This window comes from Streptosporangium becharense, assembly GCF_014204985.1.
Lineage (GTDB): Bacteria > Actinomycetota > Actinomycetes > Streptosporangiales > Streptosporangiaceae > Streptosporangium > Streptosporangium becharense.
Map to the genome: position 1 here is coordinate 1,333,064 of NZ_JACHMP010000001.1, position 13,785 is coordinate 1,346,848.

2 protein-coding genes are annotated in these 13,785 nt (G+C 75.4%); both read right to left on the reverse strand.

Annotation, left to right across the window (positions count from 1 at the left end):
* Window positions 1-26: 26 nt before the first annotated feature.
* Complete coding sequence (locus F4562_RS05750; RefSeq protein WP_184854761.1) at window positions 27-6,980, reverse strand: type I polyketide synthase; 6,954 nt, start codon at window positions 6,978-6,980, stop codon at window positions 27-29.
* A gap of 52 nt (window positions 6,981-7,032) precedes the next feature.
* Complete coding sequence (locus F4562_RS34630; RefSeq protein WP_312872080.1) at window positions 7,033-13,740, reverse strand: SDR family NAD(P)-dependent oxidoreductase; 6,708 nt, start codon at window positions 13,738-13,740, stop codon at window positions 7,033-7,035.
* Between the last annotated feature and the right edge of the window lie 45 nt (window positions 13,741-13,785).

Consider the following 13,785-nt stretch of genomic DNA (forward strand, 5'->3'; position numbering starts at 1 on the left):
TCGTCGATCACGGAGAGACATCGGGCTCAGAGCCCCTTGTCGATCAGCGCGAACAGCTCGTCGGCGCTCGCCGACTCCACGCCGTCACCGGTGGCGGCGCCGCCGCCGGTGTCCTGGCCGGTGCCGTCGCCCTGCCACTGCGCCAGCAGGCCCCGCAGCCGGGTGGCGACGGTGAAGCGCGTCTCCTTGTCCGGCGTGACCTCCGCGAGCAGCCGGCCCAGCCGGTCGAGCTCCTGGAGCACCTGGGTCTCGGTCGGTCCCTCGTCCGGCACCAGCTCCGAACGCAGGTACGCGGCGAGCGCGGACGGGTTCGCGTAGTCGAACACGAGGGTGGCGGGCAGCCGCCGCCCGGTCGCGGCGTTGAGCCGGTTGCGCAGCTCGACCGAGGTGAGCGAGTCGAAGCCCATCTCGTCGAAGGCGCGGTCGGCCTCCACCTGGTCGGCCGAGGAGTGTCCGAGCACGGCGGCGACCTCCGCCCGTACCAGGTCGAGCAGCGCCTGGTGACGGTCGGCGACGGGCAGCGCCGCCAGCCTGGCGTGCAGGCCGGCGGTGGCGTCCCCGCCCGCGGAGGCCGCCGCGGCGCGGCGGCCGGGAGCGCGCGCCACGCCCCGCAGCAGCGGCGGCAGCCCCTCGCCCCGGGCGGCCAGCGCCTTGGCGTCGAGGCGGATGGGCACCAGCACGGGATCGGGACGCCCGGCGGCGGCGTCGAACAGGGCCAGCCCCTCGTCGGGGGAGAGCGGCACGATCCCGTCGCGGGCCATCCGGCTGACGTCGGCGTCGGTGAGGGTGCCGAGCATGCCGGACTGTGCCCAGGGCCCCCAGGCGAGCGACAGGGCCGGCAGCCCCCTGGCGCGGCGCCAGGCGGCCAGCGCGTCCAGGAAGGCGTTGGCCGCCGCGTAGTTGCCCTGCCCGGTGCTGCCGAGCGTGCCGGCCACCGAGGAGAACAGCACGAACGCCGACAGGTCGAAGTCCCGGGTCAGCTCGTGCAGGTGCAGCGCGGCGTCGGCCTTGGGACGCAGCACGGCGTCCACCCGTTCCCCGGTGAGGGAGGCGAGCACACCGTCGTCGAGCACACCGGCGGCGTGCACCACGGCGGTGAGCGGGCGTCCGGCCGGCACCGCGGCGAGCAGCTTCGCCAGGGCGGACCGGTCGGACACGTCGCAGGCGGCGATCTCGACGTCGGCGCCCAGCGCGGTGAGCTCCTCGCGCAGTTCGCGCGCGCCTTCGGCGGCGAGGCCGCGGCGGCTGGTCAGCAGCAGGTTGCGGGCACCGTGCGCGGTCACCAGGTGGCGGGCGACGAGCCCGCCGAGCCCGCCGGTGCCGCCGGTGACGAGCACCGTGCCGCCCGCGTCGAACGGGACCGGCATGGTCAGCGCGACCTTGCCGACGTGCCTGGCCTGCGACAGGAAGCGGAACGCCTCCGGGGCACGGCGGATGTCCCAGCCGGTCACCGGCAGCGGCCGGATCGCCCCCTGTTCGAACAGCGTCACCAGTTCGCCGAGCATCTCGCCGATCCGGTCGTACCCGGCCTCGACCAGGTCGAAGTCGCGGTAGCGGACCCCGGTGTGGGCGGCGGCCACGGCCTCCGGCGGGCGGATGTCGGTCTTGCCCATCTCCACGAACCGGCCGCCGCGCGGCAGCGTCCGCAGAGAGGCGTCGACGAAGTCGCCGGCCAGCGAGTTGAGCACCACGTCGACGCCGTCCCCACCGGTCGCGGCGAGGAAGGCGCCTTCGAAGTCGAGGGTGCGCGAGGAGGAGATGTGCGCCTCGTCCAGACCGAGCGAGCGCAGGACGTCCCACTTGCCGGTGCTGGCCGTGCCGAACACCTCCGCGCCGAAGTGCCGGGCCAGCTGCACGGCGGCCATGCCCACGCCGCCCGCGGCGGCGTGCACCAGCACCCTCTCGCCCGCCTTCAGGCCCGCCAGGTCCACCAGCGCGTAGTAGGCGGTCAGGAAGGCGACCGGGGTCGAGGCGGCCTGGGCGAAGGTCCACCCCTCGGGCACGGTGGCCAGCTGGCGGTGGTCGGTGACGGCCAGCGGGCCGAAGGCGCCGCCGTCGAACATGCCCATCACCCGGTCGCCCGCGGCGAACGCGGTGACCCCGGGGCCGACCTCCACGACGAGACCCGCGCCTTCCAGGCCCATCGCGCCGGCCTCGCCCGGATACATGCCGAGCGCGTTGAGCACGTCGCGGAAGTTCACGCCGGCCGCGCGGAGCGCCACCCGGACCTGCCCCGGGCCGAGCGGCGCCACCGCCTCGGGGGCGTCCAGGAGGGTCAGGTTCTCCAGGGTGCCCTTGTCCCGGCTGTCCATCCGCCAGGAGGCGGCTCCCTCGGGCGGGGTGAGGACGGCGCCGGTCGCGCGGACGAGCCGGGCGGCCAGCACTCCCCTGCCCTCGCGGATCGCGAGCTGTGGTTCGCCGGTCGCGACGGCGGCGGGCAGCAGGGCGGCGGACGCGGCGTGGCCGTCGAGGTCGGCCAGGACGAACCGGTCCGGGTTCTCCGCCTGGGCGGCGCGGACCAGGCCCCAGACGGAGGCGCCGGCCAGGTCCGGGACGCTCTCACCGGGTCCCGCCGCGACGGCACCCCGGGTCACGACGACGAGCCGCGAGTCGGCGAGCCGCTCGTCGGCCGCCCATGCCCGCGCCAGGTCGAGGATCCGGTGCACGGCCGACCGGACGGCGCCGGCGACCGCCTCGCCGCCGGGATCGCCGCCGGAGTCGCCGAGATCCCCGGGGTCGCCGGGGACGCCGGGGTCGCCGCAAGGGACGTCCGAGACGGCGACCGCGACCACGGGGGCCGGGGTTCCGGACTCGACGGCCGCGAGCAGGTCGGACAGGCCGGCGTGGGACTCCACCGGAGTCCCCGCCGAGGCCAGGGCCGCGCCGAGGCCGAAGGCGTCGTCGCCGACCAGCACCCAGCCACGGGCCAGCGCACCGGTGCCGGTGGCGTCCCCGAACACGGTGCCGGTGGCGTCCCCGGACGCGGTCCCGGAGGCGGTCCCGGTGGCGGTGCCGCCCGGAGACCCGGCCCCGGTCTCGGCCGGCGTCCACTCGACCCGGTACAGCGAGCGTTCCGCGCTGGGGCGGGCGGCCCGCACACCGGCGGCTCCGACCGGACGCAGCACGAGCGAGCCGATCGACGCCACCGGGTGACCCGCGGGGTCGGCCGCCTCCAGGCGCAGCGAGTCGCCGCCGGTGGGGGCGACCCGCACCCGCAGGCTCGACGCCCCGGCGGCGTGCAGGTCCACCTGGGACCACGCGAACGGCAGCGCGGCGTGCTCCGCGGAGACCTCGCTCAGCGCGAGGGCGTGCAGGGCGGCGTCCAGCAGGGCCGGGTGGATGCCGAACCCGGCGGCGTCGGCGGCGAGGTCGTCGGGCAGCGCGACCTCGGCGAACACCTCCTCGCCGCGGGTCCAGGCCGCGCGCAGGCCCCGGAAGGCCGGGCCGTAGTGGAGTCCGAGAGCGGCGAGCCGCTCGTACAGGCCGTCCACCTCCACCGCTTCCGCGCCGGGCGGCGGCCACTCGGCGAGCCCCGTGCCGGCGGGTGCCGCGGACGGGGTGAGGAGCCCGGTGGCGTGGCGGGTCCACGGCTCGTCGGCCGGGGCGTCCTCGGCGCGTCCGTACACGCTGACGGTGTGGGCCTGCGACTCGTCGGGGGCGCCCACCACGACCTGCACCCGGACGCCTCCCCGGGCGGGCAGGACCAGCGGGGCCTCCAGCGTCAGCTCCTCGATCCTGCCGCAGCCGACCTGGTCACCGGCGCGGACGGCCAGTTCGACGAGCCCGGTGCCCGGGAACAGCACCGCGTCGCCCACCGCGTGGTCGGCCAGCCAGGGATGCGTCTGCGCGGAGAGCCGCGCGGTGAGCAGGTGCCCGCCCGAGTCGGGCAGTTCCACCGCGGCACCCAGCAGGGGGTGGCCGGGCGTGCCGAGCCCGGCGGACTCCGGGTCGGTGCCGGAGCGGGGGGTGTGCAGCCAGTAGTGGCGGTGCTGGAAGGCGTACGTGGGCAGCTCGACCCGGCGCGGCGCCGTCACCCCGGCGGCGGCGCCGGAGGTCACGGCGGCGGTGCCGTCGGCACCCGCGGTCCCGGAGGCGCCGGCGGTCGCGGCGCCAGTGGTCACGGCAGTCGCGGCGCCGGTGGTCGCGGCGGTCGCGGCGTCGGTGAAGAACGTCTCCCAGCCCACCGCGTGCCCGGCCGCGTGCACCGCACCCACCGCCGACACCACCTGCGCCACCTCGTCCCGATCCCGACGCAACACCGGCACGAACACCGCCTCACCGGCAGCCCCGGCAGCGGCGAGGCCGGAACCGGCCGCGGTTTCGGTCTCGGTATCGGACCCGGCCGAGACACAGTCCTGGCCCATCGCCGACAACACCCCGTCCGGACCCACCTCCACGAACACCCCCACCCCGGCCGCACGCAAAGACGCGACCCCGTCGGCGAACCGCACCGCCCGCCGCACATGCGCCACCCAATACCCCGCGCCGCCCAACTCCTCCCCCGCCACCCGCCCGGTCACGTTCGACACCACCGGAATCCGCGCCGGCCCGTACGCCACCCCCGCGGCCACCGCCTCGAACTCCGCCAGCATCGGCTCCATCCGCGGCGAATGAAACGCATGACTGACCCGCAACCGGCGACTCTTACGGCCCAACACCGCAAAGCGCGCACCCACCCGCTCCACCACGTCCACATCCCCCGACACCACGACGGCGGCCGGACCGTTGACCGCCGCGATCCCGACCCGCACCCCCTCGGGATCGACCTCGGCCAGCACCCCGGCCACCTCGGCCTCGGCCGCCCGCACCGCCAGCATCGCCCCGCCCTCCGGCAGCGCCTGCATCAACCGGCCCCGCGCCGCCACCAGCGCACACCCATCGGCCAGCGAGAACACCCCCGCCACCTGCGCCGCGGCCAGCTCCCCGATCGAATGCCCCAGCAGATAGTCCGGCACCAGCCCCCACCCCTGCAGGGTGCGGAACAGGCTCACCTCCACCGCGAACAACGCCGCCTGCGTGAACACCGTCTGATCCAGCAACGCCGCCTCCGCGCTACCCGGATCGGCGAACATCACCTCCCGCAACGGACGCGGCAGATGCCCGTCCAGATGCGCGCACACCTCCTCCAGGTGCGCGGCGAACCCGGGCAACGCCCCCGCCAGCACCCGGCCCATCCCGGGACGCTGACTGCCCTGCCCGGAGAACAACACCGCCAACCGGCCCTCACCGGCCCGGCCCCGCACCACCCCGGGACCCGACCGGCCGCCCGCCAACGCCGACAACCCTTCCAGCACCCCGGCACGGTCCCCGCCCACGACCACCGCACGGTGCTCGAAGGCGACCCGGCCGGTGGCCAGCGAGTACGCCACGTCCAGAGGCCGGAGCCCCGGGTGTTCCCCGACGAACGCCGCCAGCCGTCCGGCCTGGGCGGCCAGCGCCTCCTCGCTGCGCGCCGACACCAGAACCGGCAGCGGAAGCGACGGCGACGGCTCGGCGTCGGTCTCCGCGACGGCGGGCGAACCGTTCCGGGCCGCGGTCGCCGCCGTTCCGCCGAGGCTTCCGTCCCCGGCGGTGTCGGCCTCGCCGGGGACGTCGGCCGGGGCCTGCTCCAGGATGACGTGCGCGTTGGTGCCGCTGATGCCGAAGGACGACACCCCGGCCCGGCGGGGACGACCGCTGTCGGGCCACTCGACCGGCTCGGTCAGCAGCGACACCGCACCCGCCGACCAGTCGACGTGCGGGGTGGGTGCGTCGACGTAGAGGGTCTTGGGCAGCAGGCCGTGCCGCAGAGCCATCACCGTCTTGATGACGCCCGCCACACCCGCGGCGGCCTGGGTGTGACCGATGTTCGACTTGACCGAGCCCAGCCAGAGCGGCCGATCGGCGGGGCGGTCCTGGCCGTAGGTGGCCAGCAGCGCCTGCGCCTCGATCGGGTCGCCGAGCATGGTGCCGGTGCCGTGCGCCTCGACGGCGTCCACGTCCGACGCCACGAGCTGGGCGTTGACCAGCGCCTCACGGATGACCCGCTGCTGGGAGGGGCCGTTGGGGGCGGACAGGCCGTTGCTGGCCCCGTCCTGGTTGACCGCGCTGCCGCGCACCACCGCCAGCACCGGGTGGCCGTTGCGGCGCGCGTCCGACAGCCGCTCCAGCAGCAGCAGGCCGACGCCCTCGGAGAAACCGGTGCCGTCTGCGGCGGCGGCGAACGCCTTGCACCGGCCGTCGGGGGCCAGGCCGCGCTGGCGGCTGAACTCCACGAAGATCTCGGGGGTGAAGATGATGGTGGCGCCGCCGGTGATGGCCAGGGTGCACTCACCCCGCCGCAGCGACTCGCACGCCAGGTGCAGGGTGACCAGGGAGGACGAGCAGGCGGTGTCCGCGGTGATCGCGGGCCCTTCGAACCCGAAGGTGTAGGACAGCCGGCCGGACATCACCGCGGTGGAGCCGCCGGTCAGCAGGTGACCCTCGACGCCGGCGGGGAAGGCGCCCTGACCGGTGCCGTACCCGCTGGAGGCGGCGCCGACGAAGACGCCCGTCCGGCTGCCCCGGAGCGATCCGGGGTCGATCCCGGCCCGTTCCAGCAGTTCCCAGGAGGTCTCCAGCAGCAGCCGCTGCTGCGGGTCGGAGGCGAGGGCCTCACGCGGGCTCATCCCGAAGAAACCCGCGTCGAAGCCGCCGGCGTCGTGGATGAAGCCGCCGTGGCGGGCGTAGGTCGTGCCGGGGGTCTCCGGGTCGGAGTCGAAGAGCCGCTCCAGGTCCCAGCCGCGGTCGTCGGGGAAGCCGGACACGGCGTCGCCGCCGTCCGCGACCAGCCGCCAGAGCCGCTCCGGGCTGTCCACCCCGCCGGGTAGGCGGCAGCTCATCGCCACGATCGCGATGGGTTCGTGTTCCCTGGCCTCCGCCTCGCGCAGGCGCCGTCGGGTGTCCTGCAGGTCGGCGGTGGCACGCTTGAGGTAGTCGCGCAGCTTGTCGTCATTCGCCATCGGACGTCAACCAGCCTCGGGGCAGTAGGGATGGGGTCATGGGGGCCGGCCGTCAGGAGATGCCGAGCTCGTCGTCGAGGACCGCGAAGAGCTCGTCGTCCGTGACCGACTCAAGGTCCTGCCGTGGCGCGGCCTCCGCGGGTCCGCCGTGCGTGTCGTCCCACTTGCGGACCAGGGCCCGCAGCCGGGCGGTGATCCTGACGTGGTCGCCGCCCGCCTCGTACAGCGCGGTTTCCAGCCGGTCGATCTCCGCGAGCACGGACGCGGACGGGTCGACGGCGGGCGGGGCGATCTCGGCCATGATGTGGCCGGCGAGCGCGTGCGGGGTCGGGTAGTCGAAGACCAGGGTCGTCGGCAGCCGGATCCCGGTGGCGGCGTTGAGCCGGTTGCGCAGCTCGACGGCGGTGAGGGAGTCGAAACCGAGCTCCTTGAACGCCCGTTCCGGCTCCACCGCGTCGGTGCTCGCGTGCCCGAGCACTCCCGCCGCCTCGGCGCAGACGAGCCGTACGAGGGCGTCCTGCCGCTCGTCCGCGGGCAGGCCCGCCAGCCGCTGCTCCAGCCCGGAGGCGGTGGACGCGGGGGCGGCGGTCCCGGCCCGGACGACGCGGCGGGCCGGGGTGCGCACCAGGCCGCGCAGCAGCGCGGGCGGCGTGCCGGTCCCGCCCTGCAGGGCGGCCAGGTCCAGGTGGATCGGCACCAGTAGGGCCTCGTCGACCGCGTGGGCGGCGTCGAACAGGGCCATGCCCTCCTCGGAGGAGAGCCCGAGAATCCCGGAGCGGGCCATCCGCTCCACGTCGGCGTCGGCGAGGTGGCCCGTCATGCCGCTGCGCTGGTTCCAGAAGCCCCAGGCCAGTGAGGTGGCGGGGAGCCCGTGGGCCCTGCGGTGCGCGGCCAGCGCGTCGAGGAAGGCGTTGGCGGCGGCGTAGCCGCCCTGACCTGCTCCGTCGAGCACCGCGGCGGCCGAGGAGTAGAGCACGAAGGCCGACAGGTCGAGACCGCGGGTCAGCTCGTGCAGGTGCCACGCCGCGTCCACCTTGGGCCGCAGCACCGCGGCGGCGCGTTCCGGGGTCAGCGACTCGACGAGCCCGTCGTCGAGGACGCCGGCGGTGTGCACCACCCCGGTCAACGGCCGATCGGCCGGAACCGCCGCCAACAGCGCGGCCAACGCCTCCCGATCCGCCACATCACACGCGGCCACCGTGACCTCCGCCCCCAGCCCGGCCAGCTCCGCCTCCAACTCCGCCACCCCCTCCGCCTCACGCCCGCGCCGGCTGGTCAGCACCAGATGCCGCACCCCGTGCACCCCCGCCAGATGCCGCGCCACCAGACCACCCAGCGTCCCGGTCCCCCCGGTCACCAGCACCGTCCCGGCCGGATCGAACACCCCCGGCACGGTCAACACGATCTTCCCGACGTGCCGGGCCTGCGACAGGAACCGGAACGCCTCCGGCGCCCGGCGCACATCCCACGACCGCACCGGCAACGGCTCCAGCACCCCACGCCCGAACAGCCCCAGCAGTTCCGCGAACATCTGCGCGATCTCATCGCGACCGGCGTCGATCAGGTCGAAGGCCGCGTACTCCACCCCGGGGCAGGTGGCGGCGACCTCGGCGGCGTCACGGATGTCTGTCTTGCCCATCTCGGCGAACCGGCCGCCGCGGGGCAGCAGACGCAACGAGGCGTCGACGAACTCGCGGGCCAGCGAGTTCAACACCACGTCCACCCCCCGCCCGCCGGTCGCCTCCAGGAAACGCCCCTCGAACTCCAGATCCCGCGAGGACGCGATGTGCTCCCCGTCCAGCCCCAGCGACCGCAGCACCTCCCACTTGGCCGGGCTCGCGGTGGCGAACACCTCGGCACCGAAGTGCCGGGCCAGCTGCACCGCCGCCATGCCCACCCCGCCCGCACCCGCGTGCACCAGCACCGACTCGCCGGGTTGCAGGCGGGCCACGTTCCGCAGGCCGTGGTACGCCGTGAGGAACACCCCCGGGACGGACGCGGCCGTCTCGAAGGTCCAGCCGTCGGGGATCGGCGCGAGCAGCCGCCGGTCGGTGACCCCGACCGGGCCGAACGCCCCGTCCAGCAGGCCCATCACCCGGTCGCCCGGGGCCAGGTCGGCCACGTCCGCCCCGACCTCCAGGACGACGCCGGCCCCCTCACCGCCCATCGGCACGTCACGTTCGGGCACCATGCCGAGCGCCACCACGACGTCGCGGAAGTTGAGTCCGGCGGCGCGGATCGCGACCCGCACCTCGTCCGGCCCCAGCGCACGCGCCGCCTCCGGAGCCGGCACCAACGCCAGATCCGCCAGACTGCCCTTCACCGGAGCGTCCAGCCGCCACTCGGCCACCCCCGCCGGCGGCACCAGCCCACCACCGGAGGCCGCCCGCGCCAGCCGCGGCACCAGCACCGCCCCCGACCGCACCGCCACCTGCGGCTCACCCGACGCCACCGCCGCCCGCACCGCCGACCCCGGCACCGGCCCGTCCTCCACATCGACCAGCACGACCCGGTCCGGGTTCTCCGACTGCGCGGCACGCAGCAGGCCCCACACCGTGGCCGCGGCCAGGTCGGCGACATCCTCGCCGTGCCGCGCCGCGACCGCGCCGCGGGTGACCACGACGAGTTTCGCCGTCTCCAGCCGCTCCTCGGCCAGCCACCCCTGCACCAGCTCCAACGCCCGCCGCATGGCCGCGTGCACCGCACCCGCCACATCGCCGCCGGGCCGTTCCCCGGCCGCGGCGTCGTCACCGGGCCGCCCCGTGGTCGCCGCGGGACCGGCCGGGTCCGCGGACCCGGTGAACGTCGTGAACACCACGCCGGGGACGGTCCCGGCACCGGCCAGGGCGTCCAGACCGGCGAACTCCGCGACCTCCGCCCCCGCCGCCCGCAACCCGGCGGCCAGACCCAAGGAGTCGGGACCGAGCACGGCCACACTCCCCGCGGAGACCTCCTCCACCGCGGGCACGGTGACCCAGTCGAGACGGAACAACGCGTCGTGGTGGGCGGCGGAGGGAAGCCGGTCGGTCGAGATCGGCCGCGACACCAGCGACTCCACCGACGCCACGGCGGCCCCCGAGGAGTCGGCCAGTCGCAGCGATATCACGTCGGTGCCGGCGAGCGACAGGTGCACCCGGAGAGCGTCGGCGCCGGTGGCGTACAGGGACACCCCCGACCACACGAACGGCAGACTCACCCCCTGATCCGCGGTCTCCAACAACGACTCCGCATGCAACGCCGCATCCAGCAACGCCGGATGCACCCCGAACCGCTCCGCCTCCCCACGCACCCCCTCCGGCAACGCGACCTCCGCGAACACCTCCCCACCCCGCCGCCACGCCGCCCGCAACCCCCGAAACACCGGACCGTACCCATACCCCCGCCCCGCCAGCCGCTCGTACACCCCCGCCAGATCCACCGGCTCGGCCCCCACCGGCGGCCACTCCACCAGATCGAACACCTCCGCCACCCCCGGCGCCACCACCACCCCCACCGCATGACACACCCACGGCGCATCCACCGCCGCCTCCTCCGACCGCGAATACACCCCCACCGCACGACGCCCCGCCCCGTCCGGCGCCCCCACCGACACCTGCAACCGCACCCCGCCGCCCTCGCCCAGCACCAACGGCGCCCGCAGCGTCAGCTCCTCCACCACCCCGCACCCCACCTGATCACCGGCACGCACCGCCAGCTCCACGAACGCCGCCCCCGGGAACAACACCGTCCCCGACGCCGCGTGATCAGCCAGCCACGGATGCGTCCGCAGCGACAACCGACCGGTGAGAAGCACCTCGTCCGTGCCGGCCACGGCCACCGCCGCTCCGAGGAACGGGTGGCCGGCCGGGGTCAGGCCGGTGGAGGCCAGGTCCACGGTGTCGGTGGCCTCCAGCCAGTACCGTTCGCGCTGGAAGGCGTACTTGGGCAGGGCGACCCGGCGCGGCCCGTGCGGGGCGAACACCGGCTCCCAGTCGACGGGAGCACCGTGGACGTACGCCTCGGCCATCGAGGTGACGAAGCGGGCCATGCCGCCCTCGTCGCGCCGCAGCGTCCCGATGGCGGCCACAGTGCCGCTCACAGTGCCGCCCACGCTGCCGGTCATGGCGCCGGCCTCGGCCTCCGCGGTCTCCTGGACGCCCATGGTCAGCACGGGGTGCGGGCCGACCTCGACGAACAGCCCGTGCCCGTCCCGGATGAGCGTGCGGACGGCCTCGTCGAAACGGACCTGCCGCCGCAGGTTGGTGTACCAGTAGTCCGCGTCGAGCCCGGCGGTGTCGAGCAGGCCGCCGGTCACCGTCGAGTAGAACGGCACCTGCGACGAGCGGGGGGAGACGCCCGCGAGGTCGGCCAGGACGCGGTCCCTGATCGGTTCCACGTGCACCGAGTGCGAGGCGTAGTCGATGGGGACCTTCTTGACCCGGACCCCGTCGGCGAGCAGATGTTCCCGCACCTCGTCCAGGGCGGTCGCCTCCCCGGAGAGCACCACGGAGCCGGGGCCGTTCACCGCTCCCACCGAGACACGCCCGTCCCAGGGGGCCAGCCGCCCGGCCGCCTCCGCGGGCGAGAGCGCGACGGCCAGCATCCCGCCGCGGCCGGACAGCTCCCGGGTGATGGCCAGGCCGCGGAGCGCGACCACCCGGGCCGCGTCCTCCAGCGAGAGCGCACCGGCCACGCAGGCGGCGGCGACCTCACCCTGCGAGTGGCCGACCACGGCGTGGGGTTCGACGCCGTGGGAGCGCCACAGCTCGGCCAGCGCGACCATGACGGCCCACATGGCGGGCTGTACGACGTCCATCCGCTCCAGGGACGGCGCGCCCGGCTCGCCGCGCAGCACCTCGGTCAGCTTCCAGTCGACGAACTCCGCCAGGGCGTCGCCGCACTCGGCGATCCGGGCGGCGAAGACCGGCGAGGTGTCCATCAGCTCGACGGCCATACCCGGCCACATGGCGCCCTGCCCGGGGAAGACGAAGACCACCCTCGGGTCGGGGTTCGCCGTGCCCCGTACGACGTTCGGCGCGGTGGTGTCCCCGGCGACGGCGCGCACGCCCGCGAGCAGGTCGTCGCGGCCGGTGCCGACGACCACGGCGCGGTGCTGGAAGGCCGTCCGCGAGGTGGCCGCCGAGTATCCGACGTCGACCGGTGAGAGCGTCGCGTCCGCGTCCACGTGCGCCGCCAGGCGTTCCGCCTGGGCCCGGAGTGCCCGCTCGCCCTTGCCGGAGACCACCCACGGTACGACGGGGGCGGAGCCGGCGCCGGTGGCGGGGCCCGCCCCGCCAGCCCCGCCCGGCCCGTCCGCCCCGGACGCTCGCGGCGTCTCCGGTACCCCGGCCGGGCCGGACGCGGTGGACGGCGCGGACGGCTCAGCCTCCTCGTGCCGCGGGGCCTCCTCCAGGATGACGTGGGCGTTGGTGCCGCTGACGCCGAAGGAGGAGACGCCGGCCCGGCGCGGGGTGCCGCCGGTCTCCCAGGGCAGTGCCTCGGTGAGCAGTGCGACGTCGCCGGCCGACCAGTCGACGTGCGGGGAGGGTTCGTCGACGTGCAGGGTCCTGGGCAGGACACCGTGGCGCATGGCCAGCACCATCTTGATCACGCCGGCCACACCGGCGGCACCCTGGGTGTGGCCGATGTTGGACTTGATCGAGCCCAGCCTGAGCGGCCTGCCCTCGGGGCGGTCCTTGCCGTAGGTGGCCAGCAGCGCCTGGGCCTCGATGGGATCACCCAGGGAGGTGCCGGTGCCGTGCGCCTCGACCGCGTCGACCTGGGCGGCCGACAGGCGGGCGTTGGCCAGCGCCTGGCGGATGACCCGCCGCTGGGCGGGGCCGTTCGGCGCGGTCAGCCCGCTGCTGGCGCCGTCCTGGTTGATCGCCGACCCGCGGATCACCGCGAGCACCTCGCGGCCCGCCCGGCGGGCGTCCGACAGCCGCTCCAGCAGGAGCATCCCGGCGCCCTCACCCCAGCCGGTGCCGTCGGCGGCCGCGGCGAACGCCTTGCACCGGCCGTCCGCGGAGAGACCCCGCTGGCGGCTGAACTCGACGAACGTGCTCGGCGTGGACATCACCGTCACGCCGCCCGCCAGGACCATCGAGCACTCGCCCTGGCGCAGCGCCTGCACCCCCAGGTGGAGCGCCACCAGGGACGACGAGCACGCGGTGTCGATCGAGACCGCGGGGCCCTCCAGTCCGAGCACGTAGGACACCCGGCCGGAGGCGACGCTGCCGTCGCTGCCGTTGCCGATGTAGCCGCCGAGGTCGTCGGGGACGACGCGTGCCCGTGAGCCGTAGTCGTGGTAGATCACCCCGGTGTAGACGCCGACGGCGGTGCCCCGGGCGGAGACCGGGTCCATCCCGGCGTCCTCGAACGCCTCCCAGGCGGTCTCCAGCAGCAGCCGCTGCTGCGGGTCCATCGCCACGGCCTCCCGGGGGTTGATCCCGAAGAAGGCCGGGTCGAACTGCGCCGCGTCGTAGAGGAACCCGCCCGAACGCGTGTAGCTCTTGCCGGGACGACCGGGGTCGGGGTCGTAGAGGTCGTCGACGTCCCAGCCGCGGTCGGCGGGGAAGGAGGAGATCGCGTCATCCCCCTCTGCGAGCAGCCGCCACAGCGCCTCGGGGCTGTCGGCACCGCCGGGGAAGCGGCAGCTCATCCCGACGATCGCGATGGGCTCGGTCTCCCTGCGTTCGGCGTCCCGCAGTTTCTGGCGGGTCTCCCGCAGGTCGGCGGTCGCCCGCCGGAGATAGTCGAGAATCTTTTCCTCGTTCTCCACCACGTCACCTCTGTCAAACCGCTCGGGAAGTGTCAGACCGCTCGG